The sequence below is a fragment of the Streptomyces lydicus genome, from assembly GCF_004125265.1.
GTDB classification, from domain to species: domain Bacteria; phylum Actinomycetota; class Actinomycetes; order Streptomycetales; family Streptomycetaceae; genus Streptomyces; species Streptomyces lydicus_C.
The window spans coordinates 50,182-69,222 of sequence record NZ_RDTE01000001.1 but is presented as its reverse complement, the minus strand read 5'-3'; the positions used below and the strand labels follow the sequence as shown (position 1 = coordinate 69,222).

Annotated in this window: 19 protein-coding genes; 14 read left to right on the top strand and 5 right to left on the bottom strand. The window is 69.7% G+C overall.

Annotated elements, in window-relative coordinates; genetic code table 11:
• The first annotated feature begins 459 nt into the window (after positions 1 to 459).
• Positions 460 to 813: a hypothetical protein gene (locus D9V36_RS41605; RefSeq protein ID WP_241720621.1), complete on the top strand. Its 354-nt coding sequence runs from the start codon at positions 460 to 462 to the stop codon at positions 811 to 813.
• Between the two features lie 232 nt (positions 814 to 1,045).
• Here the strand turns inward: D9V36_RS41605 and D9V36_RS00305 are convergent, their stop codons facing one another.
• A complete protein-coding gene (locus D9V36_RS00305; protein ID WP_129291876.1) occupies positions 1,046 to 1,798 on the bottom strand; it encodes a hypothetical protein in 753 nt (250 codons plus the stop codon).
• A gap of 225 nt (positions 1,799 to 2,023) precedes the next feature.
• Between D9V36_RS00305 and D9V36_RS41600 the strand changes: the two genes are divergently transcribed.
• From D9V36_RS41600 to D9V36_RS00260, 9 genes are all read left to right on the top strand, one after another.
• Positions 2,024 to 2,575 (top strand): hypothetical protein, encoded by a 552-nt coding sequence (locus tag D9V36_RS41600; protein WP_241720620.1) that lies wholly within the window; start codon positions 2,024 to 2,026, stop codon positions 2,573 to 2,575.
• The gene (locus D9V36_RS00295; protein ID WP_129291875.1) at positions 2,572 to 3,360 is read left to right on the top strand and encodes a DUF6283 family protein; all 789 of its coding nucleotides are present in this window, start codon (positions 2,572 to 2,574) and stop codon (positions 3,358 to 3,360) included. The genes D9V36_RS41600 and D9V36_RS00295 overlap by 4 nt, the downstream gene beginning before the upstream one ends.
• A gap of 793 nt (positions 3,361 to 4,153) precedes the next feature.
• Positions 4,154 to 5,062: a hypothetical protein gene (locus tag D9V36_RS00290; protein WP_241720619.1), complete on the top strand. Its 909-nt coding sequence runs from the start codon at positions 4,154 to 4,156 to the stop codon at positions 5,060 to 5,062.
• Positions 5,055 to 5,477 (top strand): hypothetical protein, encoded by a 423-nt coding sequence (locus D9V36_RS00285; RefSeq protein ID WP_164992792.1) that lies wholly within the window; start codon positions 5,055 to 5,057, stop codon positions 5,475 to 5,477. The genes D9V36_RS00290 and D9V36_RS00285 overlap by 8 nt, the downstream gene beginning before the upstream one ends.
• 389 nt (positions 5,478 to 5,866) lie before the next feature.
• Positions 5,867 to 6,427: a hypothetical protein gene (locus D9V36_RS00280; protein ID WP_129291873.1), complete on the top strand. Its 561-nt coding sequence runs from the start codon at positions 5,867 to 5,869 to the stop codon at positions 6,425 to 6,427.
• Between the two features lie 827 nt (positions 6,428 to 7,254).
• Positions 7,255 to 7,611, top strand: a complete 357-nt coding sequence (locus D9V36_RS00275; RefSeq protein WP_129291872.1) for a hypothetical protein — start codon at positions 7,255 to 7,257, stop codon at positions 7,609 to 7,611.
• Entirely contained in the window at positions 7,611 to 8,456 is an 846-nt protein-coding gene (locus D9V36_RS00270; protein ID WP_129291871.1) for a hypothetical protein, read from the top strand. The genes D9V36_RS00275 and D9V36_RS00270 overlap by 1 nt, the downstream gene beginning before the upstream one ends.
• Before the next feature lie 263 nt (positions 8,457 to 8,719).
• The gene (locus D9V36_RS00265; RefSeq protein ID WP_129291870.1) at positions 8,720 to 8,962 is read left to right on the top strand and encodes a replication initiation protein, RepL2; all 243 of its coding nucleotides are present in this window, start codon (positions 8,720 to 8,722) and stop codon (positions 8,960 to 8,962) included.
• Between the two features lie 319 nt (positions 8,963 to 9,281).
• Positions 9,282 to 10,226, top strand: coding sequence for a hypothetical protein (locus D9V36_RS00260; protein WP_129291869.1), 945 nt, complete (start codon positions 9,282 to 9,284; stop codon positions 10,224 to 10,226).
• A 440-nt stretch (positions 10,227 to 10,666) separates the two neighbouring features.
• On the opposite strand, the gene D9V36_RS00255 is transcribed toward D9V36_RS00260, so the two are convergent.
• The gene (locus tag D9V36_RS00255) at positions 10,667 to 11,047 is read right to left on the bottom strand and encodes a hypothetical protein (RefSeq protein WP_129291868.1); all 381 of its coding nucleotides are present in this window, start codon (positions 11,045 to 11,047) and stop codon (positions 10,667 to 10,669) included.
• Between the two features lie 575 nt (positions 11,048 to 11,622).
• Between D9V36_RS00255 and D9V36_RS00250 the strand changes: the two genes are divergently transcribed.
• Both D9V36_RS00250 and D9V36_RS40520 read left to right on the top strand, forming a co-directional pair.
• Positions 11,623 to 12,138: a hypothetical protein gene (locus tag D9V36_RS00250; RefSeq protein WP_129291867.1), complete on the top strand. Its 516-nt coding sequence runs from the start codon at positions 11,623 to 11,625 to the stop codon at positions 12,136 to 12,138.
• A gap of 379 nt (positions 12,139 to 12,517) precedes the next feature.
• Positions 12,518 to 13,003, top strand: a complete 486-nt coding sequence (locus D9V36_RS40520; RefSeq protein WP_164992787.1) for a hypothetical protein — start codon at positions 12,518 to 12,520, stop codon at positions 13,001 to 13,003.
• Positions 13,004 to 13,788: 785 nt separating this feature from the next.
• Here the strand turns inward: D9V36_RS40520 and D9V36_RS00240 are convergent.
• From D9V36_RS00240 to D9V36_RS00230, 3 genes are all read right to left on the bottom strand, one after another.
• Positions 13,789 to 14,268 carry a hypothetical protein gene (locus D9V36_RS00240; RefSeq protein WP_129291866.1) on the bottom strand — a complete coding sequence of 160 codons (480 nt, stop codon included), beginning with the start codon at positions 14,266 to 14,268 and terminating at the stop codon, positions 13,789 to 13,791.
• Positions 14,269 to 14,774: 506 nt separating this feature from the next.
• Entirely contained in the window at positions 14,775 to 14,987 is a 213-nt protein-coding gene (locus D9V36_RS00235; RefSeq protein WP_129291865.1) for a hypothetical protein, read from the bottom strand.
• Between the two features lie 59 nt (positions 14,988 to 15,046).
• Positions 15,047 to 15,748 (bottom strand): hypothetical protein, encoded by a 702-nt coding sequence (locus tag D9V36_RS00230; RefSeq protein WP_129291864.1) that lies wholly within the window; start codon positions 15,746 to 15,748, stop codon positions 15,047 to 15,049.
• Positions 15,749 to 16,526: 778 nt separating this feature from the next.
• On the opposite strand from D9V36_RS00230, the gene D9V36_RS00225 reads away from it, so the two are divergent.
• A complete protein-coding gene (locus tag D9V36_RS00225) occupies positions 16,527 to 17,321 on the top strand; it encodes a hypothetical protein (RefSeq protein WP_129291863.1) in 795 nt (264 codons plus the stop codon).
• Positions 17,322 to 17,881: 560 nt separating this feature from the next.
• Entirely contained in the window at positions 17,882 to 18,802 is a 921-nt protein-coding gene (locus D9V36_RS00220) for a hypothetical protein (protein WP_129291862.1), read from the top strand.
• The last annotated feature ends 239 nt before the right edge of the window (positions 18,803 to 19,041 follow it).

Here is a 19,041-nt window from a genome sequence, read left to right as displayed (position 1 = left end):
CGCGGCCCTTACAGGTGCCGGGCGCCCGGGTGGGGCGGCGGGCAGCACAGTCCCGACCGTCAGGCTGCTCAGGCCCGCCTTGGTGGAGCTGGCCGCCACTCATAGCCGGGTCGCGGGCGCGCCCCGGCCCGCTAGCGCCGGGCCAGCGCCATGCTGCGCAGCTCGGTGGCGACGCCCTCGTCGGTGGCTGGCCGAGACAAGCAGTCCCGCCCGGCGTGGTTGCCACGCAGCGCGTTCCACCGCGAGAGTGGGGAAATGCAACCGATGGATGCGAAGGGCCCCAAAGTCCCGCCCTCCTACCCTCCGAAGACGCCCCCACCGCCTAAGAAGCCGGTCGAGGCTCCGCGGCCGGAGACGCTCGCCGGGCTACCGCTGCCTGACCCACGCACCTGGCGCCTCGCCACACGCACGCGAGCTCGTATGGCAGTTCGGAACCGCCAGGTCTGCAATTTCACGATCGTGTCGAATCGATGGGCCGCCGACAAGGTCGCCAGCCGTGTAGTGGAGGCCCTGCAAGACTGGGGCTATCGAACGGACGAGGACGCGGTGAAGGAGGTCTCCCGGCTCCTGGTCGAGGCGGCTGTGGCGGATGAGGGAAAGCGGATCAGTGTCCATGTGGCCGACCAGGACGCGATGGCGCTCGTCGTAGTACTCAGCCACCGCCCTGGCATCGCGCCGGACGACGATGTCCTTGCCCGCATCGCCGGAATCACCGTCACGTCTTCCTGCGGAACCGACGCAGCGCCGGAGGGGCGTCGCGTATGGGCGCTGATGGACACCCGAACCAAGGCCGCCACAGTGGCTCAGCCGTAGCCCGACCGATACCACTGGCCAGGCGGCGGGCCGTCCCGTCGGCGAGTGTCCATCGCGCCTGTCGTCCTCGCTGACTGCGAACTCGGCCGCGGTGCCCAGAAGGGGCCAAAGCCTTGGTCCAGTGGACGCACCTGCCGAAGCGCCTTCCACAGTCCCATCGCGCCGTCGTCGGCGACGAGTTCGCGGTCGCCCGTATCCCGGTGGCGGCCGTCCCGCTGTACAGGCCTGCCGATCAGTACTCAGCTCCGTGGCTGTCGTACGGCTCGTGGGTGGGTACCTGCCCGGTTGTGCGCCGTTGCCGGTCGCCGGTGAGCGCGACGATCCGGCGGAGCGGTACCGCGATGGCCGGGTGCCCGCCGGTGGGGGAGAAGCCCAGGCGGCAGGTACCGGACTCGAAGGAGGTCACCGTGCCATACAGGCGGTGCAGGGAGGTGTTGGGTCGGGGCCCGCATTCCACGTCCAGGCACAGCGTCCAGTCCTTCAGCCAGTGAACGGGCAGTTGCCCCAGCTCTGCGGCAGCATCGCCGCCAGGGGTGTCGTCGGGCACCCAGCTGTATCGGCCGACGACCAGCTCGTCGTACCGCTCCATGGAGCGGGCCTCGTCGAGCCCGTGCCGGGAATCGCGCCGTGCTGCCCGGGCCTTGGACATCAGAGGCGTCGGCGACGCGTCGGCGCCATCGCGCTCGGCGTCCGTCGGCAGGTAGGGGTAGGCACCGCGCAGCAGCGCCAGCACGTCCCGTTCGTCCGGCCCGGCGGCGGCCGCGGGCAGAGCAGGCCCGAGGACGATGCGCCCGCTCTCGGCCGTGGCGTGCTCGGCGGCATGCCGGGCGGCGAAGCCGGGCACTGCCAGCACCACAGCGTGGTCAGGTTCCCATCCGTAGCCGGTGCGGTGTGAGCCGAACGGCACTGTGGACCCGTGCTGTTCGTACTGAGCCAGGTAGGCCAGTTCCGCATCGCGCTGCCGGATCAGGGGCCAGTCGGTCACCAGCAGCCGACCACCACTCCGGTGCACCCCGTGAGCATGAGGGCCAACTGCTGTTCCAGACCCCGCCCAACCTCGGGTGCAGGCGTGAGGGAGTTTCCCGGCTGGCATCCCGATTTCTGGATAAGCTCTCCAGGCCCGGACAAAAACCGCCGGGTACACAACAAGGGGCGGGCTGGTCCAGCGTGCGAGCAGCGTGTCCGCACGGCTCGGAGGAGCGGGGAGCAGATGACGGGGCAGGTCCCGGCGAGCACAGGCTGCAGGGTGGAGGGCGACCAGCCCTACCGAGCCCTCGCCCCGTGCTTGGTCTGTCGGGACCGCCAGCCGCAGGTGACCGAGATCCAGTCCGCGACCGTGCGGTCCGCCTCGTCGAGCACGACCCGCGGGGGTCACCGCCGATACCACGGTGACGACGCCGCCCTCACCTACGGCATCCACCCGTTCCGGGCCCAGCTCAACGAGGTACTGCGCGAACCTGCCGCCCGGCGCCCTGATAGTGGAGACTCGAATACCCCTGCAGATCCCGAAGGAGTCGTGACCGTGCTTGCCACCGCTGAACGCGTACGCCCCGCAGGAGCCCTCGGCCCCGTGGAGATCATCTGGCACACGCCGACCGACCCCGGCGACTGCGAGGGCAACTGCGATTCCCACACGGTCGCCTGCGGGGGGCCAGACATCAGCGTGCCGAGCGGTATCCGCGACGTGCCGGAAGACCTGACCGAGCGGCCCGGGCAACGGTGGTGTGCCGCCTGCCTGGCTGTCGGACGGAAGACCCCATGAGCGAAGCCACCACGGTTCAGACCGCAGCACCGGCCACGGGCAACGCCCCGAACGATGCCCGGTGCACGGCCGCGAACCTGTCCTACAGCGACGAAACCGAACACGACCTGCGTGTCCGAACCCGGCTGGCTGAACTCGCCGCCGAGCGCGGCATGACCGCCGAGGCGCTGCTGACCGAGCTGAACGCCAAGCTGGCTGCCGGCCAGAGCCTGCTCCCCGCCGACCGGACACCCCCCGTTTCCCGGGCACTGCCCGTCCCGGCCCCGCGCTCCCCGTCCGTGCTGGCGGAACGGCCCGCCGACGACGTGTGGGGGGTGGTCACCTTGGCGCATGACGTGCCCACCGCCCCGCGGCGGCCGTGCGGCGGCACGGAGCCGTGCCCCTGGCGGCGCGACGCACCGAGCGGTCAATTCCCCGCCACGGCGTTCGAACTCAGCGCCCCCACCAGCCAGCCCGGCTCCACCCGCCGCTTCGGCTGCCACTCCTCCACCCCGGCCCGCCCCCAAGTGTGCGCGGGATGGCTGCTGCGCGGTGCCGACGGCAACGAGAGGGTTCAGAACCTCCTGGCCAGCGGCCGAATCGTCAGTCCCGAACTGCCCGACGGTGTCGAGCTGTACGACTCCTACGCCGAAATGGCCATCGCCAACGGCGTCGACCCTGCCCATCCGGCCCTGCACGGGCGCCCTGCCGACGTCGGCAACTTCGTCCCCCTGACGACGCTCTCCGACGGCTATCCCGACCAGCCCAGCAGCACCGCGGCACATACGAAACCGCAGACGCCGTAGCCCAAGACGCCGACCGGCCTTCGCGCTCACCCCGCTGCTGAGGCGGTCGCTGATCGCCTTCCGCTCGACTTCCTCGTGTTCCAGCGCCCGCTGGAGGAGCGACCACGGCAGGCCTCGATGGCTCGCGCAGACGGTGCAAGGCCGCCTTGGCGGACGGCCCCAGGCCCGACCCACAGGTCTCTGAGCGCCACCATGCTCTGGCCACGAGTCCCGCGGTACTCCCAACAGCGGGCGCGAGGAGAAGGACTGCGGCCAAGGTGTCGATGAATGTCCGGTGCCGACCGGGCACCTCGCTCCGCCCGCCGCCGGAGCCTGTGTGCTGGAGCCAGCCCGGGCAGCTCCTCCTGCCGCGCCCTCCGGACCGCAGGCCAGACCGTGACCCGCCTGCCCCGCGGACTTGATACCGGTGTCCTGCGCCGACGACTCAGCGCCCAGTGCCGGCCCGGCTGGACCTGTGGCGGATGTATGACCTCGGTTCTGACGTACTGCAGCTTGCGGCACACCCCGGCCCCGGCCATCGCGGACAACGCCTCGCCCCGCCTCGCGGAACGGGCCGCCCCCGCTTCGCCCGCGCCGGACCGCGGGGCGGAACGCCGCGTCCGAGCGGCATTTTTCAGCGGGCCGTTCGCGAAGAATCCAGCTCCGAGCAGGACGCTCCCGGCCGGCGCCCCGTTCTTCGCGCACGCGGCGGGAGCTGGTCCAACAGCACCAGCACGAGGGAAGCAATGCTGATCTTGACGAACGCGCCCATGACCGTGACGGTGACGCCCGCCCGCGCAGGGCAGTGACACCGATGCTGCGGTGGATACGCCGGCGCTACTGGAGCCACTTCATCGTCGGCTGGATCGTGATGACCGCGGTCATCACACAGCGGGGGAGCGGCCCGCACCTGGGGCTCGACGCCCTTCCCGTGGCCGTGATCGCCAGCTTGGCCTGGGCACTGCACTCCGACAACGACCTCCGTCTGCAGATCGCCGATGGCTTTCACGCCCAGCACCAGAGCTGGAACAGCATCCTGCGAGCACCTCAGCCGGCTGACCCAAGCCCGCTGTACAGAGCGGTTGTACGACAGATGGAAAGCACCGAGAGGTACCTGGGAGCCATCGCCAGGAAGCACCGGCTGCAACGGCTCACCATCGCTCTCATCGACGCCTGGAGCCGGGACGCATACGCCGACGAGGCTGCATCTCTCCGCCAAGGCCGCCGGGCCCATATATGGCTGGGCAGCAACTGGTTCGGGCCGGAGACCGCCGAGCATCTGCCCGTCGTCCTCGAACATGAAGTCGCCCACGTGCTGCGCTGCGACAATTCACGGTCAACGGTGGCACAAGCGGTCGGCGTGCTGCTCACGGTCCTCGCCGCCGCGTGGCTGCCCCTGTCCGCCGCCGCGCTGACGGCAGGGGCGCTCTGGCTACTGTGCATCGCGCGGTCGTGGTGGAGCGAGCTGGCCTGTGACGCCCGTGCGGTGCGCGCCTGCGGCCGCGACGCGGTCATCGCACTGTGGATGCGCAACAGCGCCCTGCAGCGCAGCGCTCCCCGGCCCGCACGTCTGTGGAACGGCCTGCTCTCAGCATCCACCCACCCGCCATACTGCCTGCGCATCTGGTGGGCCCAGCGCACTCGGGCACCCTTCACCCTTGCACCTCACCCCCTCAACATGCCACCCGATGTCCACGGGCAGGCACCGACGCCGGTTGCGTGAGGCGCACGACCACAACCTGCGTGAATCCCGCACGGCGATCCGCGGACGACGCGCGACCATGTTGCTACCGGAGACGTTCGCCGGGCTGTGCGGCCGGCCGGAGACCGGGCGAGAGCGGCGGGTCGGCCTGTCGCGGCATCCGCCCGGCGATCGGGCGCAGCAGTTGCAGCCGGCCGACGTCCGCAGGCATGGGGACGCCGAGGTGTTGCCGGCCCGCAACAGCCCTTCGCGCCCCCTTGGGCCGGGGCGTCTGCGCTGCGAGGTCGCTGAAGAACAGGCGAGCCTGTTCCTCGCCAGGCGCGATGATGACCAGCTTGTCGCTGTGCTCGGCGAGGGCCACCCATCGAGGCCGAACGCGATGAACGGCGGCTCCATGCTGACTCCGGACGCGGTCGGCGCGGATTGGCCGCCTTGATGCGGTCCATCGGCATCGGCGGCTCTTCCGTTTCCTCAGGGGCACAGGACAGCACGGAAAGGGCCGACACCGGCTTCCGGGACCCGCTGCACAACGCCACCGCGTGTCCAGGACGCCCTCGCGCGGCGGAACCCGAGACGTACAGACCGGCTGCTCCGGAGGCTCCCGGAGGAGCCCCGGCCGCCGCCCCGATTCTGCCGCGCCCCGGCCCCCGTCCCGGCGTGGTGCTCCGCCAGTCCCATCAAGAGCAGCGGAAGCAGCCACCGTGCCCGCTGCCTCCTCTCGCCGCTGCTCCCTGGGCCGCCAGCGCCGCTGGACGTGCGCACCCCGTCCTGGTAGGAAAACGAACTGGAATGCACGGGAGTACCGGCGCAGCTGGAGAAGGAGTCATGCTGAATTCCGCGGACGAGATGGGCAGCCCAGCCGACACACCCATAGTCCGCGACCCTGTCGGTGCCCTCGCCTCTGCCCGGCTGATGTCCCCCGCCGAACAAGCGCTCCTCAACTGGCTGGGAGAACACATCGCTTTGCAGAGCAGCCTGGACTACGACGGCACCGCAGGGTGGAAACACCATTCGGTGTACGAGCTCGTCGCCGCGCACGGCCGCTGGTTCACCCCCGCCGCCCTCCCGGCACAGATCCGGCCACTGCCAATACGGGACTGCGCTGCCAACGCGGCCGCGACCGAGCGGGAGCACCCACACCTGGCCTACACCGAGGGTTTCACCGTCAGTGCCGACAGCCCCGTACCAGTGGCACACGCCTGGTGCACCGACGTAGACGGCCGCGTCGTCGATCCGACCTGGACAGCGCTCGGGGACAGCGCATACCTCGGAATCGTGCTGCCCCCGAACCTACGGCCGCAAGCACCCCTCAACAGGGGCGTCCTGGAAGCACCCGACACCCTGTTCCCATTGCTGCGCAGTGGCCTGGGTGCCGAGTCCCACTGACCTCCACCGTTCCGCACAGCCCGGCCGCGCCCTGCCACCGCCAGCACCAGCGCCGTCACCCCCTCATACGGCGGACCCAACAGCAGGTGGTCATCAGAGCTAGCAGCTCGTGGTCGAGTCAGCGCGGCCTCCTGCTCCTGGCGCCGGGGCGAGGAGCCGGTGTCCGCCGACGGGCAGCCGGGAGGCTCCCCCTTGGCACCCAGCCGGTGCGCCCCGGCCTGACCGCAGGAGCGCCCATGGCGCCCTGCGAAACCGGCCGGCTGCCCTCGGCGCCGGCCAGGCTCGGCCGTCGCGCCCGCCCCTGCGTGTCCGCGGGCCAGCCCACAGTGAACCGCCCGGGAAAGCGCTGCCGTGGCTCTGCCCGCAGATGTCCCACCCACCGTCCGGCGTCGCCAGCCCTGCCCGCGCGCCGGCGCCCGATGCCGATCAAGACCCTACGGACATCGACGGGCCGAACAGGGACCATTGGCCGGGGCTAGTGTCGTGGCTGCCGCGGCCCTGCTGACGGACCGCCGGGCCCGAAGACCGCGGTACGCGCCATGGAGTCCTGCTCGACTGAGTGATCCGCAGGCCCGCGGCGAACGACGTCTGATTCTCGCCGGGCGCGCATCAGGGCCGCAACCGTGATCCGGAGCGTGCGCTCGCTGGTACTCAAGGCGGCTGCGAACTTCCCCATACGCTGTGACCTCACTTTTTGTGGGCTGGAGTCATATCGGCAGCCAGTAGGGTCCGGCGATTCGGGTCCGACCGGCACTCACTCTTCCACGGTCGCATGTCAACTACAAGTCTTGCTTGTAGTGAATCTCCGGACATGTCATCCTCGGGGTATGACTGACACCCTCGAGAAGACGATCAAGGAACTGCGAGAGGCGTCCGAGACGTCCGAGGCCCAGGCCAAGAAGGACAAGACGGCCTTGTTGGATGCGGCGGTTAAGGAGGCCATGACGTCGACCGCGTACGGCCACCTGTCGGCCGTCGCCCGCGAGGCCGGCATCGCCGCTCAGTACCTCCGGACCCTGATCGAGGAGAGGCACCCCGGGTGGCTCGACCAGGCCGCCGAGGAGCGCGAGGCGGCCAAGGCCGCGAAGGCGAGCAAGCCCAAGGCCACCCGGTCCCGGACCACCAAGGGTGGTGAGGGCGGAACCGCGCGGCGCACGCGCAAGAGCGGCACCGCCGCCGCCTGATGAGTGACTGGGCAGTCCGCATCGCCACGTTGGTCGTCTCGCTCGGGACCGTGGCCGGTATCACGTTGGGGGTCATGCGAAAGGAGTTCGGGCAGGCCGTCGCGCGGTTCATCGCGGGCATGGTGGCACTCGCCGTGCTCACGAACTTCGGGTCGCTGACAGACTCGTTCGAGGGCGCCCTCAGGGGTGGAGCTCCCTCGAAACCGGCGGTCGACTCCCCGAAGAACGACGACCCGCTTAGTAGCGTCTGGTTCCCCGTCGCAGTGGCGGCCGGTGGGCTTGCCGTGAGTGTCGGCGGCTTCTCCCTGTGGACGGCCATTCAGCGCCGCCGCACCCGCAAGGCTGCCCGGCGCGCGGCCGACACCGCCGCCCAGGAGCGCCGCCGCGCCATCGAGGCCGAGCACGACGAGGTACTCGACGCGCACGCCGCCTACCTCTGCGACGTTCTCGCCGTCCTCGACCGCCCGGCCCTCGACGACGTCACCGTGCCCCAGACCGCGGCCCTCCTGCACGCCCTCGACACCGCCGCCGACGCCCGCCGAGGCGACGACCTCAACCTCTACCGGCCCGCCGTCAGCCAACTGAAAACCGCATGGCGGGCCGCCGACGAACACGCCCGGAAAACCGGCCTGCGCCACCTGCCCCGCCAGGAGCGCGCCAACATCACCCGGGCCCGTGGGCTCCTCGAAATCGCCCTCGACGGCAACGGGGGCGAGCACGAGCGCCGCGCCGCCTACGCCAAGGCCCGCGAGCTCCTCGACGGCGTCCTCACCCTCCCCCGGCAGGCCGTCGCCGCCGTCGAGACCCGGACCCGCCCCGCCCTCGCCAAGGACGCCACGGCCTGACCCCGGAAGGACCCCCATGGACCAGGAACCGCGGCCCGAACACGCCCCGCAGGAAGGTGAGTTGCTCCCCGCCCCCGCGTCCCGCGAATCCGGGCGCCCGCGCGTTCTGCCGAGCAGCGCGGAGCCATCCGGGCGTACAACCCGCCCGACATCCCAGGCCTCACGAACGGGCCTGTAAGGGGGGCCGGCAGTGAACACCGCCGACGGCACACTCGCGCGCGAGGTCCTGCGCCGCTCCAAAGATCTCCCCCCACCAGCGCCTCGTGCTGCAGCTGTACGCGATCATGCCGAAGGAGCCGAGCGGCGCGGTCCGCAAGACCGCCCGCAAACTGGCAGAGGGCGAGCTGGGCTGGACGCCGAGCCTGTTCTCCCGTGTCCGCGGCCAACTCGTAGAGGACGGCTGGCTGGAGTACGTCGACAAGCTCTCCAATTCCCCCATCTACCGCCTGGGCGAGCGCGCGACCGGCCAGCGCACAGTCATCCCGTTGCGCTCCCGCACTGCCTGACCCGCAGTCGGCAGCCGCGGCGAGGGCGGTACCCAGGACACCGGCCCGGACGCGACCACCGCGCCCGAGCCGACCCACACCCACACACCAAGCCGGGCCCCATGAAGGCACAGACCACCCCAACCCCGACAACGAGCCGCGCCCTGAAGGGTCACGCCCGCTCTGCCCCCGCCGGGCTGCGTCGCCTCGCCCACGGCATCCGTCCCCTCCGTCCGGCCCGTGCCCCCTGCGCGAGGACGTGCCAGAGCCGGTCGGCGCTCCCCGGCGGCCAGGGCGTAAGCCGCTGTGTATGGTCCGCCGGATCGTGGATGATCGGTGGATGGATGACGACTCCCGCGACCTGGCGCCCGGTGCGGTGCCTCCCGCGAAAGGCTTCCTCGAGGCGCTGTCGGCGCCGCGCCGACGGAGTGTGGACGAGCACATGTTCACTGTGCTGGCGCCCTCTGGGTTCCCGGCGACCTGCCGGCTGCAGTTGTTCACCGCGGCACGGGCGCGGCCGGTGGCCGTGGTGACCCAGGTTTCCGGAGAGGGCATGGCGCTGACGAACGCGGCGGAGGCGTTTGTCAACGCGGTGTGGGAGCAGCACTGCCCTGACGAGGAACTCCCTCCGGTGTGGGTCCAGTTGCAGCTGAGAGGCGACGGAGGCCCGGGCCTGGAGGGATTCCAGCGCGTACGGTTCACCGAGTCCGAGCGCTTTGGGGTGCGTGGTCCCCGGTGGACGGGGGTGTCCCCACAGCAGCTGGAGACGTTGGTCGGCTCACCTGTCGAGGCCGATCGGGGATCCGGCTTCATCCCGCACCCCGAGGAGCCGGAGCCGCAGCTGCGGTTCGAGGAGTGCGCAGTGGTACGCCTCGCCCGGCCGCAGCCCTTCCGGGCACCGGACTGCATGCCAGCCGGTACGGGGCGGTGGCGGCGTTGGATGCGCCAGGCGATGCCACGCCACGGGACCGGTGCCCGGGACTGCTGCTGGTACCACGGCGGGGACTGGCACGTGGTCAGCGCGATGGCGCTCGATGTGCTGAAGCAGGCCCGCACACAAGGGATTGATGCTGAGGACATGGAGCAGTACGCGGTGGAGCACGAGGCTGCGGCCGGAGCCACCGAATGGGAGACCGAGGCGCTGGCGACGCTGTTCAGCACGGCCGACGCGATCCAGCCCGACAGCTCCGGGACGGGTTACATCAACGGCCAGCACCGAGCCCAGGCCATGTTCGACGCAGGAGTGCATCGAACCGTTGTCATGCGGACCACCTGGGAACCGTAGCCGCCCGCCCTCCGACTCAGATACAGCGCATCCAACACGCGGACGCGAGCCTGTCACACCCTTTGCGGCCTAGCGTGATCGATACGCATCTGCCGGGGCGTAGCCCCGGCAGGACGGCGCCCTAACCGAAGCGCCCGCCCAAGCCGACTAGAGTTTGCCGCTTCTGCCCGACCTGCCCCGGCAGGTGCTCGAGGGTCGACGAGGTGAGGCACTCGCCGGCAGCGGAGCCTGATTGGCTCCGATCGGCCGTGCGCGCCCTGCAGTGCCTGCGGGAGCATGCCTGCCATCCGCAGGCACCACCGGGCCGATGCCGACCGGCGCTAACTCGCGCTTCATGTCCGAGCAGTACCTCTTTGAGAGTCAGCACGATCTGCCTTCTGATCTGCTGGTTATGTTTCTGCCGCGGCACTTGCTGCCATGCAGCGCCAGCAGTCGGAAGTTCAACGTGACAGATCGGTTGGAATCGCCCGGGCCGCATAGAGACCCCGCATCGGCTTATCCAGGTCTCCTTCCCTGACCCAGCGGTCAAGCTTGGCGAACATGCTGGATACAGCCGTACGAGAGTGCGGAAGCCCAAACGTCGCAAGCATCGTCTTCATCCGCATCGGCCCCTTCTCGGTGAGCTCCGCCTGAACTTCCTCCAACCGCGGGTAACGGTTCGCCCGTTCACCGGGCTGCCCCTGGGCCAACTTCTCCTCAACGGTCAGTTCACCGCCCTGAGCGGTGGGCTCTCCTGCTGGATTGCCGGCGCCGGGCCACCCACTCACGGACAGGTCGTACGGCCAGACCTCGGTACCCGCATTGTCTGTTGTGTCAGCCACACTGGCGTCTATAGAGGCAGCCTTCTGTGACCTTGTAGCCGCCGGCGTATCAGCAGCAACCACCGCGGCGCCGGAATTTCCGGCTGTAGGTTCAGGAGTGGAGGTAGGCGCGGCGGAGAGAGAGGCAACTGCATCCTGGGGCATGTCAGCCAACGTCTGCATCAAGCATCTCCGGGCCAGTTGGGTGGCCTGGAGGTCTCTCTGGGCGTTCTTCAGTTTCTGGGTGTAGAGAGTGACGCGTTGAGCGCAACGCCGTTCCTCCCGCTCCAGTCGTTCCTCTAAAGCCCCAAGCGGGGACCTGTTCGTAGACACAACGACAGATTGCATGCCAGCCACGAAGATGTCCACCTGATCTGAATTTCTCACCGCCCCGGAGCGGGTTTCTCCTTATTTCTCACCGCTGATAATTTCTAGAAATTGCATGGGTGGCTGAAAATGCAAGCATCTGCAATTGCGTGGGGCGGAAGATGCAATCCCTCCACGATGCCTGGGGCCCGTACAAGATGTGACCTTGCTCGTTGGACAGATGGACACCCGGGGCGGATCGGCGGCCCTGGCCGACCAGAAGGACAGACATGAACCACCCGAACACCGAACCGCTCGCGCCCGTCAGCGGAGGCTCGCTGACCGAACTGCGCGAGCTGCTGAACGTCACGGACGAGGAGTGGGCGAGCATCGTCCCCTGGCTCGTTACCGGACTGATCCCCGAGATCCGGCGCCCCGTGCTGTTCCTCACCGGCGAGCAGTACAGCGGCAAGTCCGTGACGGCCTGGATGCTCGCGCATCTCCTGGACCCGGCCGCGGTGCCCTTCGGTCGACTGCCCCACAATGGCGACGCGTGGCAGGCGGCAGAGGCCGCGTCGGCTCGCTCCGCTGGCGAGGACTGGGCTTGGCTGGCACGGGCCGAGGCTACGCCGCCGACACCGCCCACACAGGCGAGCGCATCCGGCTGCTTGTTGAACACAGGGCCTGCGCACTCACACGCCCGGCCGCGCGCGGCAGCCTGCCCGGACCACAGCCGCACCTTCGGGGATTGTGCGTATCGCCGTAGGGGTGCGGGGCGCCGCCGGGCACTGCCAGGCTGGGAATGACGCTGGTGGCGCAACGAGAGAGGGGCCGGGGGCGGTACGCGAGCACACGCGCACGGATTACCCGGTGATTTTCGTGCTGGGAGATCTGCCGCGGACCGGCCACTTGAGGTTCTGACGGCCCACCACCGCGACGATGGGGCTAGCCGACCAGCTCAGGTGTGGGGGCCGAACAGCCGGGCTTGGAGAGCGGCGCTCCCGAGTTCGGTGATCAAGTCGACTGAAGCGCTGGGGCAGCCACCGCTTGCCGGGAGGTAGTCGGGTGCCGGCAACTTCACCGACTCGCCAGCCGGGTGAACCCTCCGCGTGGTTCACGCCTCCCGTCGCTGGGATGTCGAGAAGCTGGCTCGCGAAGGCATCCGTCCAACCTGGGAGAGCCGTCGTGAATGAGCGGGCCGAACGGCTGCAGCAGGCCCTATCCGTACTCGGCGTCGACTTCTCCGAAGATCCCGATCGCAGGCCTGTCATGCACGAGTTGGAGATGGCCAATGCCCTTGTTGGCATCGCTGAGGCATGTGTGATTGGCACGGAGATCGACGTCATGGACGATGAGGTCGCCACGCAGGCGGAGACCGTGGCCGACCAGGTGCTGGAAGAGAGTCTCCCCGAGCAGATCTCGTCGCTGCTGGTCCACCAGTTCAGGGCCGAGCGCCTGGAGCACTCGCTGACCCGGGCCGTCGGCATGGAGACGGACCCGGACGACCCGGTACTCGCTGCCGCTCGCGATGCAGCCGTGCTCGCCACGGTGCTCATCAGCTACCGGTTGTCCACGGAGCGGCTCGACGAGGAACTGCCGGAGAGCTTCCTGGAGTTGGCGGCTGCTGCGCTGGGGTCCTGTGAGCAGCGTCTGCGCGGCTTGGCTCAATAGCCAGTGCCCGCCCGCGGATGTGTGGCGGGCGTGGCGGGTTGTGCGGTCCGCCGAGCCCCTCCGATTGGCCAGCTGCGTCGACAGGAAGCCCCGAGCCGCGCGGCTGCCTGGTCCGCCCGAGCGGAGTATCGGCGACCAGCTCCGCCAGATCCCTGCGCTGGCAGACCTCGGCGACCTGGCCGGGGTGGAGCAGCGAACCGTCGGGGTTCGCGCTCAGCTCGGTGAGCAGCTTCCGCTCGATGAACCGCCCGGACCACGAACGACGTCACGGCCGACTTCCCGCCGGACAGGTTCGGACTGCCGAGGGCTTCGGCGATCCGGTCCGCCGCCACGCCGCCGGAGATCGCCGGGCCGGGGAGCGCGTCCCGGATCGCATCGGCGTCCAGCGCTTCCACAGCGTGCCGCGACCACTGCCAGCTGGACACGTCCTGCTCCGGGATGAGCCCGGTGTGCTACGCCCACCGGAACGCGGCGGCGTGCACCTTCAGAGGCCTAGCTAGCCTGGCCCGCGTCGTACTCGCCTCGTCGTCGTGACATGTGGTCACCTCTCGTTCATTCGTTCGTCTCGAACATGACGGAACGCCTGAAAAGGATGTTAATAGCTCCCTAATTCGGTTAACCCTCTCTGCTGGAACTGCGCCCGCGTACGCAGGGGGAAATCGCCCGCCGGACGGCCCCGCGGAGGGAGAACTGCCGCGGGCCCCGGGGCGTGGCCGCCCCGACCGCCTGAGCCCGACCGCGGCTCCGGCTGTGTCGAGCCCACCTCGGTCCGCGCCCGCCGTTAATCACAGTCCCGATTTCACGCACCAGGAGGACCCCGCGGCCCCCTCCCCTTCGGATGGTCCGCCACCGCCACGGAGTTGGATGACCCGAGGGAGGTGCTCGCAGCCGGTCAGACGGGGCAGGCCGCCCAGCATGCTGCGCAGTGCCCGGCTGGCGTCCTCGGCCTCGTCGCTGGTGCCCGGGGCGGACCGCCGCCCAGCATCCTCGACGGGATCCAGCTTCTCTGTGAGGAGCAGCTTCCGGCTGCCGACCGCCCAGGGGCCGCGCAGGCATCCGGCCGGCGCCGCGGGCGAGGGCGCGGGTGGCTCCTCGACGTGCAGGACGAGCCTGCCGTGACCGCCCCACAAGGCGAGCTCGACGAGCCGGCCGCCACGGGCGGTCTGCCGCAGCCCCGCGACGCCCTCCAGCTCACCGCCGGGCCCGTCTGGGGTGATGCGGGGCGCCAGCGCCGCGGTGAGCGCGTCGGCGCATGCCGCGGCCATCTGCAGGTGGAGGCAGCCCCAGCCGGCCACGGCCCCCGTGACGTGGGCGAGGAAATCGCCGGACGGCCCGGGGTGCGCTACGCCGGTCAGGAAGGGCAGGAGCCGCTGTTCCAGCTGCTGCTGGCCGAAGCACCCCGCAGGGGCGGGCCCCCGGCTCCGCCCGCTGCGCCGGTGCGGGCTCGGTCACGTCGCCGGTCTGCGGGGGTCCGTCCTGGTGCGGTTCCGCGGTGTCGGTGCGGTCCGGGAGGGCAGGGCGGGCGGTGCTCATCACCCTCTCCTTGTACACGCCCGCCCTGGGCGGGCGCGCGGTTTTCCGGCAAGGACGTTCCCACGAGCGCCGGTGCCGTGCCTGCCCAACGACGGCACTGCACCAGCCCCGTACCCGCGGGCCGGTCTGCCGGGGCCGGTACGGGCTGGTCGACGCGGCGGCATCTGACCTCGCCGGTGAACCGGACCCGGCGGCTGGCGCTCTCCCGCTCCGTGGGAGTGTCCGAGCCGGCCGCGGGCTAGTCCCAGACCTCTGGTCCGCCGCCCTGCCACTCGATCAGGTTCCCGTCGTCCAACGCGATGACGCTCTCCTCGATGCCCGCCTGGCGCAGGATGTCGACCACGTCGACAGGGCTGTAGGCCACGCCGAGCACCACGTTGCCGAGGAGCACCGGCCGGCCTCCCCCGCTGGAGGGCGGGAGCACCTGCACAGGAGCATGGGCATCTTTCATCACAGCTCCACTCTCCACCACCACGTCTGCAGCCGCCCCGCTACACGGCCGGGCCCGGCTCACCGCGGCCGGCGTCTCCTGTTGCCGGCCGGGTATGCATTGGCGCTCCACCAGCCGTCGATGTCCCCCAGGCCGGACAGGTCCGGCTCCGGCAGGCCGGGGTCCACCACCGCCTCCGCACCGTCGGGCACCAGCTCCACCGTGATGCTCCCCCTGTCCGACCCGAGGTCGAACGCCTTCAGGGCCTCCAGCGCTGTGGCCTGGCTTTCGCAGACCGGGAGGTGAACGGCGAACTCGCGGCGGTCGCCCCCGTTGTGTGCCCCCGCGCGGATCACCAGACCGATCGCCGCCGCGAAGCACTCCAGACTACCCACCCTGATCCGGTAGTAGGGGCCGTCCTCCTCCGCGTGGCCGCTGCACAGCGAGGGCTGTGCGGGTTGCGGGCGGCAGGTGTCGCACTGCGCGCCCTCGGCCGCCACCCGCACCCGGTCGCACGACGCACACAGCCAGGAATCGCACCCCTTGCAACGGCTCGGGGCGGGGTAGCCCGTGGAACGCGTTCCCGCTTCTTCTGGCAGCTGCTCGGCGCACGGGCACGCGGCGAGCCGCGCGCGCCGTTCGGCCGCAGCCTCGGCAGCGCGGCGCTGCCGTTCCGGCTCGCCCTCGGCCCAGATCCTCGCTTGCTCCGCGTTCCTGAGTCCCCGCGCCCGGGTACAGCTCTCGCGCTCCTCCTCGCTGAGGTGGACCCAGCAGGACGCCACGGGCTCCGGCTCTCCCGGGATCGCGGGCCAGTCGGTGCGCCCGCTCTGACAGCGGCGCCCCGTGGTCTTCGTCCTCCGGACGCACGTTGCCCCGTCCGCCGGTCCGGGGGATGCGGCGGGGGTGGGGAACGCCGCTGGCCCCTTTGGCCTTTCCGGTTCCTGCAGGGTGGAGCACACGCCGCAGCGGACACCTGCGCCTGTCACGGGCCGGTCGCCGCAGCCCGCGCACAGCCATACGTCGCACGCGGAGCAGCAATACTGGGCACCGTGGGCCAGCGAGTACCGGCCGATCGAGTCCGGCACCGGCCCGCCCGCCGTGCGCATCACGCACAGGGGGCAGAGGTCCGGCTGCGTCAGCGGCGGTGGAGCGTCGGTGTGCGGCATCCGGCCATCATGCCCATCCAGCAAGGCCCAGACCGACGCTTCACGCCGGGCGGAGGTATCAACAGCGCGGCCCCGGCCGAGGAGTTGGCGGCCGGGGCCACGGGTGTTCGCGGGGGACGTGAACACCTTCTCTCAACGACGAAGCCGGCTCGGGGCAACGGCCTTACACGAATTGGCCGCGACACCGCTGCCCGCACAGGCGCCGGCCTCGGTCACCGCCGGTTGTAAGAACCTCGCTCGGACGGCTACGCCACCTTCATCCTCCGCTGTCTCCACCTCCCCGCCCCTGCGCTCCGTCAGCACCATCGCAGACAAACGATGATGGAGGTCCCAGACAGAGAGGAGACCCGAGGTGGCGAGGAAGAAGCGGCAGCGGCCGCAGCATCGACGGAACGTGGACGCACCACTCGAGCAGGTATCCCAGCCGCGTGTCGACCAGCCCGCCGAAGCCGTCGCAGACCCGGCCGGTGACCTCGGCTGGGAACACGACCCTGTACCGGAGACATCCTGCGGGGGCGCCCCGCTCGACATGATCTTCCCCGCCGGGAAGATGATGTCCGTACGCCTGGGCTTCGGGGAGCTGTTCGCCACCGAACGCAAACGGCCCATCCGCGAGGGCTGGGGGTACACGGTAGAGCTACCGGCCGTGGTCGACCTGCTGCAGAAGATCGAGGACGGGCAGGTCGCCGCTGCCGACGCCCGTGACCTGCTGCTCCAGGCAGCCGACGTTCTCTACGACCCGTTCCGCTGCTGGGAGGCAGAAGATCCCGGCGAGCTTCGCGCCGCGTGCGCCCAGACGGGCGGCTGCTCACTGTGTGAGCAGCACCGTGGCTGGTTCGAGGCCCTGCTGGAGGGCGCCGATGAGCGATGGCGGCGCCTTCAGAACCCGCGGGACTACCCCTTCGCCGTCGGCCGCCAGGGCATCCACACCACCTCGTGCGCCGTGGTCGGCCGTGAGAGCCCCGACCACTACGCCCGGCCGACAGGTGACGCCTACACACGGGCTCTGAACGCCTACAGCCATACCGTCGACCCTCACAGCGACCGGGACGAGTTCGAGGGGAGCAGCGCATACCCCCGATTCGAGGCGCTGACCACACAGGAAGCCCATGCCTGGATCGCGACGCGGACCGGCCCGAAGGGCGGCCGGAACTTCAAACGCTGCCGCCGGTGCGCCCCGGCCCTCTGACCTATCCACAGCGACCACCGCCGGAGCAGCATCCCCTCATCAGCAGGGTGTGCTTCCTCTCACCGGCGCGATCTGGAGCGTGCCTCACAGCTGCGACAGCGCCCTGCTTCACCGACAACGCCCTGGCACAGCGACGCACGCTCGCGCCTGCTCCCGGGTGCCCGCCGTCGACGTCCGGCTGCACGACCGCTACTCACGGCTTCTTTCGCGTGCGGCGGTATGCAGCTTGATGCGGCGGTCTGCCTCGCAGGCCGCCCGGCCGCCGGCGCACCGTCGCGCGGCGCCGGAGGCGTTGTCAGAGAAAGGCGGTTTCCCGGACAGTCCTCTGTCGCGTCACGCACAATTGGCGTATGTTCCGACGACGCCAGGCGACACAAAACTCGATCGTGGCAAACAGAATGAGGCGCTTCTTCGACGGACTCACTTTCGTGGAACGCCAGGACGCGGAGCGAGTTGCGCTAGCGTATGCCCGTCACTTGTGGCAGCCGACTCGTTCCCAGCTCATTGGCGAGAACAGGCTGATGCGCTCTCGGTACTGTGTAGGAATCGCAGCTGACATCGTGGGCTTCGAGGCTCTGACCAAGCGCTCGGTGCTCGTAAGCGACACCTTGCTTCTTTCCGGCGGCTGGGAAAGCAAATATCACCAAGTCGCCCGGTTCGACAACAACCAGCAACTGGCAACGGACAACTTCGCCAACGACATGTACGACGGATTGTCCGGGAACCTCTTAAGGATGGCTTACGACCGGGTCGACAATCATGCGGCCCAATACTTCGGGATTCACAGCCCCGACCTTCCGGCGTTGGGGCGCTGGCTTCTGGATTCCGAGCCCCTCCTCAAAGCCGGGCTGGTCTGGTATCTGCCCAACTACTCAACAGCGACCGGCCGGGTCGTCGACGGCGACGTCGATACTGCGAGCTTTGAACAGCCTGAACAGGCGGATTGCATCGACTACCTCATGCGTGACGGCCGCGCGGTCGAGGCATCGGGGGCTGATCCGATCAAGAGCCGCATCGTCCGCCCGATCCTGAAGATTGACCTTCCGTTCATCGACGGCGTGAGCCTGAAGGACTTCAGCGACATCACTGTCTCCGAGTTCGATTCCTATCGCGGGTTTCGTAACTTCCTGCGTTCCTCGTTCCTAGGACTGGACGATGCTGTTAATGCCGTTCAGTCCGAGGTGGAGCTGATGCGGATCGCGACGGAAATCGAGGGCAATGTGCAACAGATTAGGGCTCAGATGACCTCCGCGAAGCGGCGCAGAGCCATTGCGGCGAGCACGGCGGCTGTCGGATCCGTCGGCGCGGTACTGGCCGCGGTCTATGGCCCGGCAATGGAGGAAGCGCTCAAGATCATCGGGGCGAGCGGTGGCCTTTGGGGAGTCATCGATGCTGCCCGAAACAACAGCCCCCGCGCGCTCAAGGAAGACCGCTGGTACTACGTCTGGGCACTGTCACGCAAAGCTCAACTCATAAGTTAACAACACCCGGCTCTGCGGTTCCTCGGCTAGGAGATGTCCTGTCGAGCGTCCACGGCCAGACCCGCGGCCGCGGGCTGTGGAGGATCTCCCCGCCGGTCAGCAATGACCTGGCGACGCGAGCGCGTCCGCGTTGCCAGGCCGCGGACCACGGCCTGATCAACTGATAGATCAGATCCCGCTGTTACTGGTGGTTGTCCCGGCGTAACGTTACGGGTGCACGTTTGGTGCACCGTGTGCGT